16 protein-coding genes are annotated in these 15,097 nt (G+C 30.4%); 5 read left to right on the top strand and 11 right to left on the bottom strand.

Features of this window, described 5'->3' with window-relative positions; translation table 11 throughout:
* Positions 1-21: 21 nt before the first annotated feature.
* The 7 genes from FP421_RS02215 to rlmD all read right to left on the bottom strand — a co-directional run bounded on the left by FP421_RS02215 (position 22) and on the right by rlmD (position 4,715).
* Positions 22-345, bottom strand: a complete 324-nt coding sequence (locus tag FP421_RS02215; RefSeq protein ID WP_159947187.1) for a translation initiation factor — start codon at positions 343-345, stop codon at positions 22-24.
* Positions 345-1,292: an isopenicillin N synthase family dioxygenase gene (locus tag FP421_RS02220; protein ID WP_159947188.1), complete on the bottom strand. Its 948-nt coding sequence runs from the start codon at positions 1,290-1,292 to the stop codon at positions 345-347. Before FP421_RS02220 ends, FP421_RS02215 begins: the two co-directional genes overlap by 1 nt.
* 53 nt (positions 1,293-1,345) lie before the next feature.
* Positions 1,346-2,050, bottom strand: coding sequence for a DUF6048 family protein (locus FP421_RS02225; protein WP_159947189.1), 705 nt, complete (start codon positions 2,048-2,050; stop codon positions 1,346-1,348).
* Entirely contained in the window at positions 2,031-2,516 is a 486-nt protein-coding gene (locus FP421_RS02230; protein ID WP_159947190.1) for a DUF6452 family protein, read from the bottom strand. Before FP421_RS02230 ends, FP421_RS02225 begins: the two co-directional genes overlap by 20 nt.
* Position 2,517: 1 nt before the next feature.
* Positions 2,518-2,808 carry a 4a-hydroxytetrahydrobiopterin dehydratase gene (locus FP421_RS02235; protein WP_159947191.1) on the bottom strand — a complete coding sequence of 97 codons (291 nt, stop codon included), beginning with the start codon at positions 2,806-2,808 and terminating at the stop codon, positions 2,518-2,520.
* Positions 2,809-2,836: 28 nt separating this feature from the next.
* On the bottom strand, positions 2,837-3,199 hold the full coding sequence (locus tag FP421_RS02240; RefSeq protein ID WP_159947193.1) for a four helix bundle protein: 363 nt from the start codon (positions 3,197-3,199) through the stop codon (positions 2,837-2,839).
* 61 nt (positions 3,200-3,260) lie between these two features.
* Positions 3,261-4,715: a 23S rRNA (uracil(1939)-C(5))-methyltransferase RlmD gene (rlmD, locus tag FP421_RS02245; RefSeq protein WP_159947195.1), complete on the bottom strand. Its 1,455-nt coding sequence runs from the start codon at positions 4,713-4,715 to the stop codon at positions 3,261-3,263.
* Positions 4,716-4,909: 194 nt separating this feature from the next.
* Between rlmD and rocD the strand changes: the two genes are divergently transcribed.
* Both rocD and FP421_RS02255 read left to right on the top strand, forming a co-directional pair.
* Positions 4,910-6,190 carry an ornithine--oxo-acid transaminase gene (gene rocD, locus FP421_RS02250; RefSeq protein ID WP_159947197.1) on the top strand — a complete coding sequence of 427 codons (1,281 nt, stop codon included), beginning with the start codon at positions 4,910-4,912 and terminating at the stop codon, positions 6,188-6,190.
* A gap of 102 nt (positions 6,191-6,292) precedes the next feature.
* Positions 6,293-6,730: a DUF5362 family protein gene (locus FP421_RS02255; RefSeq protein ID WP_159947199.1), complete on the top strand. Its 438-nt coding sequence runs from the start codon at positions 6,293-6,295 to the stop codon at positions 6,728-6,730.
* Positions 6,731-6,755: 25 nt separating this feature from the next.
* On the opposite strand, the gene FP421_RS02260 is transcribed toward FP421_RS02255, so the two are convergent.
* From FP421_RS02260 to FP421_RS02275, 4 genes are all read right to left on the bottom strand, one after another.
* Positions 6,756-9,293, bottom strand: a complete 2,538-nt coding sequence (locus FP421_RS02260) for an AsmA-like C-terminal region-containing protein (protein ID WP_159947201.1) — start codon at positions 9,291-9,293, stop codon at positions 6,756-6,758.
* 110 nt (positions 9,294-9,403) lie between these two features.
* A complete protein-coding gene (locus tag FP421_RS02265) occupies positions 9,404-9,736 on the bottom strand; it encodes a CCC motif membrane protein (RefSeq protein WP_159947203.1) in 333 nt (110 codons plus the stop codon).
* Positions 9,737-9,740: 4 nt separating this feature from the next.
* Entirely contained in the window at positions 9,741-10,040 is a 300-nt protein-coding gene (locus FP421_RS02270) for a DUF2752 domain-containing protein (protein ID WP_159947205.1), read from the bottom strand.
* A 9-nt stretch (positions 10,041-10,049) separates the two neighbouring features.
* Positions 10,050-10,367, bottom strand: coding sequence for a YbaB/EbfC family nucleoid-associated protein (locus FP421_RS02275; RefSeq protein WP_159947863.1), 318 nt, complete (start codon positions 10,365-10,367; stop codon positions 10,050-10,052).
* 132 nt (positions 10,368-10,499) lie between these two features.
* Between FP421_RS02275 and FP421_RS02280 the strand changes: the two genes are divergently transcribed.
* The 3 genes from FP421_RS02280 to FP421_RS02290 all read left to right on the top strand — a co-directional run bounded on the left by FP421_RS02280 (position 10,500) and on the right by FP421_RS02290 (position 15,022).
* Entirely contained in the window at positions 10,500-12,599 is a 2,100-nt protein-coding gene (locus FP421_RS02280) for a S9 family peptidase (protein WP_201288785.1), read from the top strand.
* Between the two features lie 94 nt (positions 12,600-12,693).
* The gene (locus tag FP421_RS02285) at positions 12,694-13,689 is read left to right on the top strand and encodes a PLP-dependent cysteine synthase family protein (protein ID WP_159947207.1); all 996 of its coding nucleotides are present in this window, start codon (positions 12,694-12,696) and stop codon (positions 13,687-13,689) included.
* Positions 13,690-13,774: 85 nt separating this feature from the next.
* A complete protein-coding gene (locus tag FP421_RS02290; protein ID WP_159947209.1) occupies positions 13,775-15,022 on the top strand; it encodes an aminotransferase class I/II-fold pyridoxal phosphate-dependent enzyme in 1,248 nt (415 codons plus the stop codon).
* Positions 15,023-15,097 lie beyond the last annotated feature (75 nt).

Consider the following 15,097-nt stretch of genomic DNA (forward strand, 5'->3'; position numbering starts at 1 on the left):
TTTATTGTATAATGTTGATAACTAGCCACCAACACGTTTTACTTTAAATCCTTTTTCTTTTAACATTGTCATTATTTGATCTCTAAAATCTCCTTGAATAATGATTTTGTCATCTTTAAAACTTCCCCCAACAGAAAGTTTCTTTTTTATTTCTTTAGCTAAAATTTTAAAGTCAGAAGTAGCACCTGTATAGCCTTCTAAAATTGTAATTGGTTTTCCTTTCCTTTTTTCATATTTACAAATAATAGGGTTGTCTTGCAACCAAATATTTGACTTTTCCTGAACTGGTTCAGGAGTTTCTTCGTGATCTGGGAATAAATTTTTTAGTTGATCTTTTAAGTCCATTATTTCTTTAATCCTAATTCTTTTAAACGTTCATCTAAAAATTCTCCAGCAGTGATATCATCAAATTGTTTTGGGTTTTCGTCATCAATACAGTTTTCCAAAACATCTAGCTTCATATCAGATATAGGATGCATAAAAAACGGAATTGAATAACGAGAAGTTCCCCATAGTTCTTTTGGTGGATTAACAACTCTATGAATGGTAGATTTAAGTTTATTATTGCTATGACGCGATAACATATCACCAACATTAATCACCAGTTCATCTGGTGCAGCCATAGCATCAATCCAATCTCCATTATGGTTTTGAACTTGCAGGCCTTTACCTTGCGCGCCCATTAAAAGTGTAATTAAATTGATGTCTCCATGAGCAGCAGCTCTTTCAGCTCCTTTAGGTTCTGTTTCTATTGGTGGATAATGAATTGGACGTAAAATACTGTTTCCGTTTTTTATGTATTCATCAAAATATGTTTCTTCTAAACCTAAATGTAATGCCAGAGAGCGTAATACATATTTAGCTGTTTTCTCTAGCATTTGATAAGTGGTTTTACCTACTTCATTAAATTTTGGCAACTCATCAACAATTACGTTTTCTGGATATTCATTTGCGTATTTAGAATCTTTGTCTACATATTGTCCAAAATGCCAAAATTCTTTTAAATCTCCTTCTTTTTTTCCTTTTGCAGATTCTTTTCCAAAAGAAACATAACCTCTTTGTCCTCCAATTCCAGGAATCTCATATTTCTCTTTTACTTCTAAAGGTAAATCAAAGAAATTCTTAACTTCATTATATAAATTGTCAACTAATTTATCATCTAAAAAATGACCTTTTAGAGCTACAAAACCTATGTTTTCGTAAGCGTGACCAATTTCATCAATAAACTTCTGTTTTTTATCTTTATCATCAGAAAGAAAATCTGATAAATCTACGCTAGGAATTTTATTCATACAATGTAATTTTAAATAAGGCTGGTTAAATTTACTAAAAAAAATAAATGATATTACTTTTTTTGAAAAGGAATTAAGTAGGTAAGCGTATAATTGAAGCCAAAACCTGTTCCGCTTTCAAAAACTCTATTAAATCCAGGTGCAAATAATGTCTTAAAATTGTCTGGGTCTTTAACACTCATCAATATTTTATATGAACCACTAAAAGTGATGTAGAAATTTTCAAAAGCTTCTGCTCTAAAACCTAGAACAATTTCTGACCAATGTGCGTTTAATCCTGCTGTTGTAATGGGAGTTGAAACTGTATTTGCAGGGAAATACTGATTGTTTACATTTGGTGTATAGCTATTTAATGTCTGTTCAAAAATACTTAATCCGTAACGATAGCCTACGTAAATTTCGTTGTTCATATCCAACCAATTCTTATAAGCATTAAAGTTAAAACCTGCTCTAATATAGCTTCCTTTAGCTGTTGAATTGGTGAAGTCTTCTTGAGTTGTTTCTTCTTCAAAACCTAACTCAACTGCTGCATAAAAACGTTTTGATAATCTATAGTCACCTACAATTTCAAACCCACTATAAGAACCATCAAATTGTGCTTTTATAGGTTTACTGATATCTACACCAACTCTTAACCCATATGGAGATTTATAAATTATGGTATCTTTTTTAGAATCAATAATGGTGTCTTTTTTTTGTTGAGAAAATCCATCAACAAAAACAAATAGTAGACAGATGCTAATGATAAATTTGTACATGTGCTGCATTTTGATTGTCGATTGTTGTTGATACATTTGGAGTAAAATCTTTTATCCAAGAATTGGTGTCTTTTGAAAAAGTAATATTGTTAAATATTACTCTATATCCACAAGAACGAGAAACATATTCGTCTTGAGGAGTGTATTCTATGGTAAATGTTGCAATTTGATTATTAGCTATTGTGCCATCTGAATCATTCTTTTTTAAGGTATAAACCGTTTTAGTATCTATTGAATTTAAAGGAATTGCGATACTGTCTGAAGTTGAATTTGTAAATAAACTATCTGTTTTACCTTGCGCTATAATAGAAAATCTTCTTACATTTTTAGGGGTTTCTCTATTAACTTCATCATAAAAAGTGATGATTAAATTTGGTGTTATAGGATTTTGTAAACAAAAATCATCTTTTTCGCAAGAAGTATTAATGAGTAGAACAAAGCCTAAAAGAAATATAATTTTTCTCATATTATTCTTCAACCTCTACTATTTTATTGATGGTTTCTGCTAATTTAAAGTCTAATTCTGTAACTCCATCTGCATCATGAGTGGTCAAAGTAATATCCAATGAATTATAAACATTTGTCCACTCTGGATGATGATTTAAAGCCTCACACTCAAAAGCAATTCTATTCATGGCAGACATACAATCTTTAAAGTTGTCAAACTCAAAATCTGTATGTAAAGCATCATCATAGAAATCCCAATCTGGTAAGTTTTCTAATTTTTTTTGAATTTCGAATTCTGAAAGTTTTTTCATTTTAAAAAATGTTTATTTGGTAAATAGTTTATACGTTTAGTTGTGAGTTTCGTAACGCATTTAACATATTTGTAATTTTCTCAATTTTTTGTCTTGCTAAAATAGTTTCATTTTCAGAAATAAAGCCTAATTCTTTAGAAATAATTAACTGATTTAATACTTCCATAGCAGAACTATAAGAAACTGTAGTAAAATGGGCTTTATCTTTATTTGTTTTTCTTGATGTTCCCTCTGCTAAGTTTGAAGAGATTGAAACAGTTGCTTTTCTTAATTGACTAATCAACCCAAATTTTTCTTCAGAAGGAAAATTTTTAGTAATTCTGTAAACGTCTTTGACTAATTCTACTGATTCTTGCCAAACTACTAATTTTTCGAATGAATATATTTTCATAACATTTATTTTTTACAAATAAACGAATAAACCTTTTAAACACGATAGTAAAAAATAAACTCTAAATCTTTTCAAACAAAACTACAGTTTCTATGTGACTTGTATGTGGAAATTGATCAACCAAACTAATTTTTTTGATCTGATATCCAGCTTCTCGTAATAACTCTGTATCTCTAGCTTGTGTTGCAGGATTACAAGAAACATACACCATTCTATCTGCATTTAAGTTGATGATTTTCTGTAACGTTTTTGGTACAATTCCTGCTCTTGCAGGGTCTAAAATTATGGTCTTTATTTTATTTTGATACTGAGGATGTTGCGCTAAAAACTTACCCACATCTGCAGCATAAAATTCTAAGCCATTAATACCATTTCTTTTTGCATTTTTCTTAGCATCTTCAATAGCTGAAGCAACTATATCAACTCCAATTATTTTTGCATTTTCGCTTTTAGAAGCCACAATTTGCCCTATAGTTCCTGTACCACAAAATAAATCCATAACTACGGTATTGTCTACTTTAGATTTATCTTCTAAGACGTAGTCAACTACTTTAGAATAGAGTTTTTCTGCAGATTTAGGATTGGTCTGAAAAAAGCTTTTCATGCTAATTTCAAAATTTAAACCTAAGAGTTCTTCTACAATTTTATCTTTTCCGTAAATTAAATTGATACTTCCTGAAGTAGCAATAGTTCTATCTCCAACTTCATCATTAATAGTATGCAACAAACCAGCAACTCTATCACCAAATAATTCTACTAAATAATTGGCAAATTTCTTTAAATCAAATTTTGGTAAATCATAAGATGTGGTAACTAAATTGAATAACAATTCGTCAGTTTTATAGGATTTACGAACTACAAAATATCTAAAAAAACCTTCTTTTTTAGGTCCATGCCAAGGAGCAAGACCAGTATCTTGACAATAGGCTCTAATATTTTTTAAATTATCTTCTAGTTGTTTGTCAAATAAACCTGAATCTTTATCGAGATTATCTCCCATCCACCAAACACCACGTCTTTTAAAACCTAAGGTAAACTCATCTTTATCAGTTTTATTCACTCTATCATAACCAATAGCAGAGAAACCATATTCCATTTTATTTCTGTAGTGAAACACGTTTGGAGAAGTAATAAATTCATCAAATAAATCTTCGATATTTTCTACTTTTCCAATTCTTTTAAAGAGCGATAAGGTACTTTCTTTTTTATATTGATGTTGTAATTCAACAGGCAACTGAATGTAAGGAGCTCCTGGAATATCTTGAAAAGGAACTTCTACTTCATCAGGAGAAGCTTGTAAAACGTCCATCAATTTTGCTTCAGCGTATTTTTTGCTCGATTTTTTAATTTGAGCTTTTACCAATTGTCCAGGTAAGGTATTAGGTACAAAAACTACAAAACTTCCTTCATCAGAATGGATTCTTGCAATTCCTTTTCCACCAAAGGCATAATCTTCAATTTTTAACTCTAAAACTTGGTTTCTTTTTACAAACTTATTGCGTTCTCTACGTGGCATCCTTAAAATTTATTGGATTGCAAAATTAGAAATATTATTGCAGGATTTGTTATTGATGATGATTTAAATAAATAAATTCCTATTTTTGCACAACTTCGGGGATGATTTCTTTCCCACGCTGAATTTCTGAAAACTCATCAGAAGGATAAAGGTAGACAAGGAATGGTTATTATTAATTTTAAAAATTATTAAAAATGGCTGTTTTAGACCAATTAACATCGCAACAAGCGATTGAATTAGAGAACAAATATGGAGCACACAACTATCATCCACTTCCAGTGGTATTGAGTAGAGGAGAAGGTGTCTATGTTTGGGATGTAGAAGGAAAAAAGTATTACGATTTCTTATCAGCATATTCTGCTGTAAATCAAGGGCATTGTCATCCTAAAATTGTGGATGCAATGGTAAATCAGGCAAAAACATTAACCTTAACTTCTCGTGCTTTTTACAACGATATGTTAGGAAAGTATGAAAAGTTTGCCAGTGAGTTTTTCGATTTTGATAAGCTTTTACCAATGAATACTGGTGCAGAAGCTGTAGAAACGGCTTTAAAGTTAGCAAGAAAATGGGCTTATGAAGTAAAGGGAATTGACGAAAACAAAGCAGAAATTATTGTTTGTGAAAATAACTTTCACGGAAGAACAACCACAATTATTTCATTTTCAAATGATCCTGTAGCCCGTAAAAATTTTGGTCCTTATACCAAGGGATTTATCAAAATAGAGTATGATAACTTGCAAGAATTACAAGAAGCTTTAGAAAATAATCCTAATGTGGCTGCATTTCTGGTAGAACCTATTCAGGGTGAAGCTGGTGTTTATGTGCCTTCTGAAGGATATTTAGCAGCTGCAAAACAACTTTGTGAAGACTATAACGTCTTATTTATTGCGGATGAAGTACAAACAGGAATTGCAAGAACTGGACGTTTATTAGCCACTTGTGGAAATTGTTCTTGTGAAGATAAAAACTGCTCTAACGAACCAAATGTAAAACCTGATGTTTTAATTTTAGGAAAAGCATTGAGTGGTGGAGCATATCCTGTTTCTGCAGTTTTAGCCAATGATGACATTATGAATGTGATTAAACCAGGAAATCATGGTTCTACTTTTGGAGGAAATCCTGTTGCTGCTGCTGTAGCTATTGCTGCATTAGAAGTTGTTAGAGATGAAAATCTTGCTGAAAATGCAGACAGACTAGGTATTATTTTTAGAGAAGAATTATCAGAACTAGCTAATAGTACTAAACTTGTAAAATTAGTAAGAGGTAAAGGTTTGCTAAATGCTATTGTTGTGAATGATGATGAGCATAGTAATACAGCTTGGAATATATGTATGAAGCTAAGAGATAATGGTTTATTAGCAAAACCAACCCATGGAAATATCATTCGTTTTGCACCACCTTTGGTAATGAATGAAGAGCAATTAAGAGATTGTATTGCAATTATAAAAAAGACGATTATCGAATTCGATAAATAAAAGTAATTTTAATAATAGTGTAAGCCACAAATTCAGTACTATTTAATTACGAATTTGTGGCTTCTTTTTTTTACATTTGGATATAGAATATAATCAAGTCTTATGCAGAGTCCAATTACACAATTAGAACAATTAACATTAACAAGTGCTTCAAAACAATTTTTAAAAGAAACTGCTAAATGGGCGTTTTTCTTGTCTATTATTGGATTTCTATTGATTTTTCTAATGCTGATATTGGCCGTTTTTGCCAACACAATTTTTAGCATGGTAGCAATGCAACCAGGAATTCCTGAGAATATAGGAATGATTATGACAATTACCTATTTAGTACTAGCTGTCATTTATTTCTTTCCAGTTTACTATTTAATGCAGTTTGCCAACAAAATGAAAAAAGCAATCGCTACTAAGAATGATGAAACCTTGACAGGTTCTTTTGAGATGCTAAAATCGCATTATAAGTTTTTAGGAGTATTTACCATTATTACAATTTCATTGTATATCCTACTAATAATTTTCACAACAATGGGAGCTTTGGCATAAAAGAAAGAAATTAGTTCTTTAGTATTTAATTTTTTTTCTGAACAGTATCCTTTTTCTTCTTTCCAAAAAGACCACCCAAAACGTCTTTTACTTTGTCTTTACCTTGATTAATTAAGCTTTGTTTTTGTTTTTCAATCAAATTTTTCATTAAATTGGATGTAGCGTCTTTTATATTTGATGAAAACTTAGGACTTCCAAAACTACCTGTTAAACTAGCTTTTACTGGAATGTTTTTAATGTCTGCAGCATCTTTTGGTGTAAGTTTTGATATTAGATTAGTGACATCAGTACCCAAATATTTTACAGGAACATCAAATACAATATCATAATTCATCGTATTTTCAAAGTTGTGGGTTCCTCCAACTTCAATGTTTATATCCTTATAATTGAAAGGAATTGGTTTTACAGTAACTTGTCCGTTTTTAAAAGAAAAATAAGCGTTAATTCCATCTAAATTTAATTTATTAACATCAATAAAATCAACTTTATCACCTAAAATATTTAAAACTTTAGAGTTTTTACTATTTAATTTAGGATCTAATAATTTACCAAATAAATCACCTGAAATAGAACTTAAGTTTGGAGTAAAATCATCTTTTAAAACCCCTGAAAGATTAATTTTTGAGTTTATTTTACCACCAATAGTTTCTGCAATAGGAGCAATTGATTTCAACATTTCTAAAGTTCCAAAAGATTCAGAAATATTAAGTTTATTCAAATCTAAGCTCATCTCAAATTTTGGTGTTTTCTCTTTCGTAGAAACGTTACCGCTAAACGCAATATTACCTCCAAAAACATCTGATTTTAAATTTTTTAAATCAACAGTTTCATCATGAATGTATAAATCTCCAGAAACATTTTTCATGTTCATATTGTCATACACTACATTCTTTGCATTTGCTGAAAACTTGCAATCTAAAAATACAGGGATTTTTAAATTTAATGAAGTATCTTTTTCATCTGTTTTTTCACTTTGAGTTAAAAAATCGGACACTTTAAAGTTGTTGGAATTTAAATTGAAATTTCCTTTTAAGACTTCATCTTTAAAAATAAAACCATAGAAATTATCAATTTGCCCTTTAATTGCAAGGTCTGAAACTCCTGTTTTAGCTTTAAACTCTTTTAATTGAATTGATTTTGTGTTGAACGAGATCTTAGTTTCATCAATATAAAAAGGATTTGCAATATCTTTACTATCATATTTAAAATTGTTTACACCAATAGTTCCTGAGTTTTTAATTTTCTGATAATTTTTCTTTTCAATTGCATTCATATCAAAATTAGTGGCAACATTTGCTGTTAAAACTCCTGAGAGTTCATTTTCTAAAGATATTGGATAAACCTTACTAATATTTGCCAAATTGATGGTTCCTTTCGCATTAAAATCAATTTGTGGATTCGTGGTAATTTTTTTGATATTCCCGTTTGCAGAGAATTCATCTTCGTCAACTTTAAAATTCAACGTATTTATAGCAACATAGGTGTCTTTGGTATATCCTGTTGCGTTTATAATTTGTGAATTGATATTGATGTTTTGAACAGATTTTGGTAAGTCTGCATATTTGAACATCGCATTTTTAGAAGAAATATTGATATTAAACTTCGGAATTGTAGTTTCAGACAAAGTTCCTTTTACAGTGCCTTCTAAATCAAAATTTCCTTTGGTTTGAATCGTTTTTAAGTTTCCAGAATATTGAGTTGGTATTAATGCTAAGGCATTTTTAAAGGATGAAGTTGGTGTTTTAAAATGGATGTCATACAACTGATTTTCTTCAACCAATTGTATAAAACCATCAAAAGCCAATGGCAATTGATTGATATAACCTGTATTTTCTTTAAAAGTATATTTAGATTTTTTAAGGTTGATTTCTAAAATGGCATCCAAAGAGACTTTTACATTGTTTATAAAGTTGGTTTGGTCTGATGAAAATGATAAAAAACCTATAGATTTTGTGTCTAAATTAAAGATATCTTCTTTAAAATTTCCTTTTCCAGAATGATAAATACTGTCTACACTAAGGTTCATTTTAGTAGCTCTATCTATATAATTGAAATCAATATTACCTAATTGATATTCATTAATATTAAAAGAAAAAGAACTATTGGGAGCACTATTTACAGTAGTTGTTTCTTTCTTTGCGATGTCAAAATTTCCCTTACCATCTGTATTAAAAATGATATTAATTGTTCCGTTTTCTGAAGTAACATTTTTAATCTCTATACTTTCATCTGGTTTTTTAAAAAGCTCGGTAATTTTCATGTCCAAACTCAGTTTTTTAGCATTGTATAAAGTATCACCTAGAAATGGTGCTTTGTTTGCAACTGAGACATCGTCAACAGTTAAACTAGCTAACGGAAAATGTTTAATCAGGCTTAAATCGCTATTTTTAAATGCAACAGTAGCGTTTATGTTATTGTTAATTGTTTTGGTAACCATAGCAACAATTTTATCCTTAAATAAATAAGGAATAGCAATTAGTGCTATCAATAAAACTAGACATGTTATTGAAAACCATTTTAGGATTTTCTTACCAATAGATTGCTTCTTTTTCTTCTTAGACATAAATTTAAATAGATAGGTTTTAAACAAAACAAAGATACTTTAATGGTTAAAGTATCTTTGTTTATATGATGTTAAATGTAACTCAAAAGAATCACATTTTAAGAGTTTTTTTATTGACCAAATATTTCATTTGCTCTTTGTTGCATTAATTCTGGATCTTGTAAAGCATCCCACCCCAATTTATTTAATAACCATAAAATAGCTAATAAATACAATGTGTTTAAAATAATACCTATAATACCAGTTATCTTACCCGCTTTTGCATTTCCTTCTCCTTTAAAATTTTCTGGGGCTTCTTGATACTCTTTCAAGGCTTTGTTTCCTAAAACAACAGCGATAATACCAAGAGGCAAACCTATAACTCCGTAACATAAACAAGTTACAATTGATAAAATTCCTAAAACTAAAGCAGTTGTTGCATTGGGTAAATTTTGTCTTTCCATGTGTTTAATTTATAAATAAAGGTTTTATTTTAATGATGTAGTTTACTACAATAATTAATACGTTAATAGCTGCTAATTTAATTATAATTTTTTGTCCGTTGATATACTTATATTTTAAATTGATGAGAAAAAAAATAAGTAGTATTAACAGTGTGTAGACTGCAGGAAAAAAGAAAAAAGCTTCTTTAAATTCTCCTTTAAAAATAGATATTAATGCTCTTTGTAAGCCACATCCAGGACAATCAATACCAAATAAACTTTTGTTTAAGCATGGTAGTAAATAATCATTAATAGTAGCAAACATTGTTTTTATTTAGAACCCCATTCCTGGTATGTTTGGCATTCCGCTTTTTGCTGCAGCAGCCATTTCAGTTTCATTAATTTGTGTAGCTTTTTCAATAGCTTTGTTTAGTGTAATTACCAAATAATCTTCCAATTCTTCTGCATCAGCAAGTAAAGATTCATCAATAGAAATCGATTTTATTTCTCTATTTGCAGTTAGCGTAACTTTAATTTTATCATCAGAAGAATTTTCATCAACCAAAACAGTGTTTAATCTTGTTTTTGTTTCTTCAACTTTTTGTTGCGCTTCTTTTAATTTGCTCATCATTCCTCCTAAATCTCCAAACATATCTTTAAATTTTAAGTTTATGAAACACAAAATTACTGTTTTCATCACTAAAAATGAAACTTTAATTAAGTGATATATTTTCTTGTAGAAATACTACATTTGCAATCGCTCAATAAAAATAGAACGATAACAATGATGGATGCCAAAGTACCTGTAGCGGATAAAATTCCTTTTGAAATAGAAAAACACGGAGATGTTAGAACTGATAATTATTTTTGGATGCGTTTGTCTGATGAACAAAAATTATCAGAAGTAAAAGACACACAAACTCAAAAAGTTGTTAATTATTTAGAGGAAGAAAATGCGTATTTTGATGCAATAACCAATCCTACAAAAAACTTTCAAGACAATTTATTTGAGGAAATGAAAGGAAGAATTAAAGAGGATGATGCATCAGTACCTTATAAGAGCAATGGTTATTTTTACATCACGCGTTATGAAAAAGGAAAGCAATATCCTATTTATAGTAGAAAAAAAGAGCATTTAGAAGCCAAAGAAGAAGTTTTGTTTGATGTCAATACAATGGCAAAAGGCTTTGATTATTATCAACTAGGAGGTTTAAATGTTTCTCCTGATAATAAATTGGCTGTTTTTGCTACAGATACAGTGAGTAGGAGACAATATTTTTTACGAATCAAAAACTTAGAAACGGGTGAGATTTACAAAGATATTATCGAAAATACAACAGGAGGTTCAGTTTGGGCTAATGACAATAAAACCATTTTTTATACTAAAAAAGACCCAGTTACTTTACGAAGTGTAAAAATCTTTAGACATGTTTTAGGCACACCAGCATCAGAAGATGTAGAAGTATATCATGAAAAAGATGAAACATTTGGAACTTATGTTACTAAATCTAAATCTAAAAAGTACATTATTATTGGTTCTTACAGCACTGTTTCTACAGAGGCACAATTTTTAGAAGCTGATAACCCAACAGGAAAATTTAAACTCTTACAACCAAGAGAAAGAGATTTAGAATACAATGTATCCCATTATGGAGACTCTTTTTACATCCTTACCAATAAAGACAAGGCAACCAATTTTAAGTTGATGAAAACTCCGGTTTCTGCAACTGAAAAAGAAAATTGGACAGATGTAATTCCGCATAGAGAAGACACTTTACTAGAAGATTTTTTAATTTTTAAAGACTACTTGGTTTTAGAAGAGCGTAATAATGGCTTGAGTAAAATACGATTTAAAAGTTGGGATGACACAGAAGATTATTATTTACCTTTTGATGAAGAAACTTACTCTGTAAGTGTGTATGCAAATCCTGAGTTTAATACTCAGATTATTCGTTATGTCTACAACTCATTTACAACACCAAGTTCTGTGATAGATTTTAATATGAAATCAAAAGAAAAAGACATCAAAAAAGAGCAAGAAGTGTTAGGAGGTAAGTTTGATAAAAAGAATTATATCAGCAAGCGAATTTGGGCAACAGCAAGAGATGGTAAAAAAGTACCAATTTCTTTGGTGTATCATAAAAATACTGAGTTAAATGGTGAAACTCCAGTGTTACAATATTCATATGGTTCTTACGGATATACAATTCCAGATAGTTTTTCTACAACACGTTTAAGTCTATTAGACAGGGGTTTTGTTTATGCTTTAGCACACATTCGTGGAAGCGAATATTTAGGAAGAAATTGGTATGAGGATGGTAAGATGTTGAATAAAAAAAATACGTTTTACGATTTTATTGATTGTTCTAAGTTCTTGATTGAAAACAATTATACATCATCAAAGCATTTGTATGCCATGGGTGGTTCTGCAGGTGGTTTATTAATGGGAGCTATTGTAAATATGAATCCTGAATTGTATAACGGAATTATTGCGGCTGTTCCTTTTGTAGATGTAGTTTCTACGATGATTGATGAAAGTATACCATTAACCACAGGAGAATATGATGAATGGGGAAATCCAAACGATAAAATATTTTACGAATACATAAAATCCTATTCACCTTATGATAATGTTACTCAACAAGATTATCCAACTTTATTAGTGACAACAGGTTTTCACGATTCTCAAGTACAATATTGGGAACCAGCAAAATGGGTGGCTAAATTGAGAGAATTAAAAACTGATGCTAATTTGTTATTGTTGCATACAAATATGGAAACAGGTCATGGAGGTGCTTCTGGTAGATTCGATTCTCTTAAAGAAACAGCAAGAGATTATACGTTTTTATTGAGTCTTGAAAATAAATTAGTACCTATAAAATAGTGGAATCTCTTTTCAGATTTCATTAATAAATGTACTTTTGCATCCGAAATCGAGATACACAATATTTTGGTGTTATTATCGATAAATAGTTAGGATGACCAGAAATCAAGGAATCACAAATTCGATTTTAGAATTAGTTGGAGAAACACCACTAATCAAACTTCATAAGATTACTAAAAATCTACCAGGTACTTATTATGCAAAGTTTGAGGCATTTAATCCAGGTCATTCTGCCAAAGATAGAATAGCACTTCACATTGTTCAAAACGCAGAAAAAAAAGGAATTCTAAAAAAAGGAGCTACAATCGTAGAAACTACTTCTGGAAATACAGGCTTTAGTTTGGCAATGATTAGTATTGTTAAAGGCTATAAATGTATTTTAGCAGTGAGTGATAAATCTTCTCGAGATAAAATAGATTTGTTAAAATCTATGGGAGCAGAAGTGCATGTTTGTCCAGCAAATGTTCCGCCAGAAGATCCAAGGTCGTATTATGAGGTTGCTAAAACAATTCATAAAAAAACAAAAAACTCAGTTTACATCAATCAGTATTTTAACGAATTAAATATTGAAGCACATTACAGATCTACAGGCCCTGAACTTTGGCAACAAACTGATGGTAAAATCACTCATTTGGTTGTAGCAAGTGGAACAGGAGGTACAATTTCTGGCTCAGGAAAATATTTGAAAGAGAAAAATTCGAATGTTAAAGTATTAGGAGTTGATGCTATTGGTTCTGTTATTAAAAAATATCACGAGACAAGAGAGTTAGACCTTAATGAGGTTAGTCCTTATAAAATTGAAGGTTTAGGAAAAAACCTAATCCCAACAGCTACAGATTTTGATGTAGTTGATATTTACGAAAAAGTATCTGATAAAGATGCTGCTTTAGAAGCTAGAAATATTGTTAAAAAAGAAGGCATGTTCCCTGGTTACACAAGTGGAGCGGTTATGCAAGCCACAAAACAATATGCAGCAAAAGGTATGTTTTCTGACAAAAGTGTTGTTGTGCTTATTTTTCCAGACCATGGATCACGTTATATGAATAAAATTTATAGTGATCATTGGATGAGAGAAAATGGTTTTTTATAGGCGCCAATTACCTTTACTACAATTTGATAAACTGTAAAAAAAGCGGTTACTTTGCACTTTCTAAGAAAAACAAAAAACAGAGAAAATGACGAAAGATTTATTTGAAAAAATTGTTGCTGATAAAGGTCCTCTAGGAAACTGGGCAGATAAAGCTGAAGGCTATTATGTGTTTCCTAAATTAGAAGGACCAATCTCTAATAGAATGTCTTTTAATGGCAAAAAAGTAGTTACTTGGAGTATTAATGATTATTTAGGATTGGCAAATCATCCTGAGGTTTTAAAAGTAGATGGTGCCGCTGCTAATGAGCATGGAATGGCTTACCCTATGGGAGCAAGAATGATGTCTGGCCATACACCTTACCATGAACAACTAGAGAAAGAATGTGCGGAATTTGTAGATAAAGAAAAAGCATATTTATTAAACTTCGGTTACCAAGGAATTATGTCTGCAATAGATGCTTTGGTTTCAAAAAATGATGTTATTGTGTATGACGTAGATACTCATGCATGTATTATAGATGGTGTTCGTTTACATCAGGGCAAGCGATTTGTGTACAAACACAATGACATGGAAAGCTTTGAAAAAAATATGAAACGTGCTGTTAAGATGGCTGAAAAAACAGGCGGAGGAATTTTAGCAATTTCTGAAGGTGTTTTTGGAATGCGAGGAGAACAAGGACGATTAAAAGAAATTTGTGCATTAAAAGAAAAGTACAATTTCCGTTTATTGGTTGATGATGCTCATGGATTTGGAACACTTGGAGAAGGAGGTAGAGGTACAGGTTTTGAACAAGGAGTTCAAGATCAAATTGATGTATATTTTGCCACATTTGCAAAATCTATGGCAGGAATTGGTGCGTTTTTAGCAGGAAATAAAGATGTAATTCAATTTCTACAATATAACATGCGTTCTCAAATGTTTGCAAAATCGTTACCAATGGCCATGGTTAAAGGAGCATTAAAACGTTTGGATATGATACGTACAATGCCAGAATTAAAAGAGAAACTTTGGGAAAATACTAATGCTTTACAATCTGGTTTACGTGAGGCTGGTTTTGATTTAGGAACTACACAAACGTGTATTACACCTGTATATTTAAAAGGTGATATTCCTGAAGCAATGGCTATGGTTAACGATTTACGTGAAAATCATGGAATTTTCTGCTCTATTGTTGTATATCCTGTAATACCTAAAGGATTAATTATTTTAAGATTAATACCTACAGCAACACATACACAAGAAGATATTGATGAAACAATTACAGCATTTTCTGCAATTAGAGAAAATCTAGAAAACGGTACTTACAAAAAAATTGCAGCTGCAATGATGTAGTTTTTTCTAAACTTATATATACTAAAAAAACCGAGCAATTTGCTCGGTTTTTTTTGTGAATTTAATCTATTTTTC

The organism is Polaribacter septentrionalilitoris, from assembly GCF_009832745.1.
GTDB classification, from domain to species: Bacteria; Bacteroidota; Bacteroidia; order Flavobacteriales; family Flavobacteriaceae; genus Polaribacter; species Polaribacter septentrionalilitoris.

Excerpts from the sequence above, each read along its gene's own strand:
- FP421_RS02215 (WP_159947187.1), bottom strand. The coding sequence starts at position 345 with ATGGACTTAAAAGATCAACTAAAAAATTTATTCCCAGATCACGAAGAA.
- FP421_RS02220 (WP_159947188.1), bottom strand. The coding sequence starts at position 1,292 with ATGAATAAAATTCCTAGCGTAGATTTATCAGATTTTCTTTCTGATGAT.
- FP421_RS02225 (WP_159947189.1), bottom strand. The coding sequence starts at position 2,050 with ATGTACAAATTTATCATTAGCATCTGTCTACTATTTGTTTTTGTTGAT.
- FP421_RS02230 (WP_159947190.1), bottom strand. The coding sequence starts at position 2,516 with ATGAGAAAAATTATATTTCTTTTAGGCTTTGTTCTACTCATTAATACT.
- FP421_RS02235 (WP_159947191.1), bottom strand. The coding sequence starts at position 2,808 with ATGAAAAAACTTTCAGAATTCGAAATTCAAAAAAAATTAGAAAACTTA.
- FP421_RS02240 (WP_159947193.1), bottom strand. The coding sequence starts at position 3,199 with ATGAAAATATATTCATTCGAAAAATTAGTAGTTTGGCAAGAATCAGTA.
- rlmD (WP_159947195.1), bottom strand. The coding sequence starts at position 4,715 with ATGCCACGTAGAGAACGCAATAAGTTTGTAAAAAGAAACCAAGTTTTA.
- rocD (WP_159947197.1), top strand. The coding sequence starts at position 4,910 with ATGGCTGTTTTAGACCAATTAACATCGCAACAAGCGATTGAATTAGAG.
- FP421_RS02255 (WP_159947199.1), top strand. The coding sequence starts at position 6,293 with ATGCAGAGTCCAATTACACAATTAGAACAATTAACATTAACAAGTGCT.
- FP421_RS02260 (WP_159947201.1), bottom strand. The coding sequence starts at position 9,293 with ATGTCTAAGAAGAAAAAGAAGCAATCTATTGGTAAGAAAATCCTAAAA.
- FP421_RS02265 (WP_159947203.1), bottom strand. The coding sequence starts at position 9,736 with ATGGAAAGACAAAATTTACCCAATGCAACAACTGCTTTAGTTTTAGGA.
- FP421_RS02270 (WP_159947205.1), bottom strand. The coding sequence starts at position 10,040 with ATGTTTGCTACTATTAATGATTATTTACTACCATGCTTAAACAAAAGT.
- FP421_RS02275 (WP_159947863.1), bottom strand. The coding sequence starts at position 10,367 with ATGTTTGGAGATTTAGGAGGAATGATGAGCAAATTAAAAGAAGCGCAA.
- FP421_RS02280 (WP_201288785.1), top strand. The coding sequence starts at position 10,500 with ATGATGGATGCCAAAGTACCTGTAGCGGATAAAATTCCTTTTGAAATA.
- FP421_RS02285 (WP_159947207.1), top strand. The coding sequence starts at position 12,694 with ATGACCAGAAATCAAGGAATCACAAATTCGATTTTAGAATTAGTTGGA.
- FP421_RS02290 (WP_159947209.1), top strand. The coding sequence starts at position 13,775 with ATGACGAAAGATTTATTTGAAAAAATTGTTGCTGATAAAGGTCCTCTA.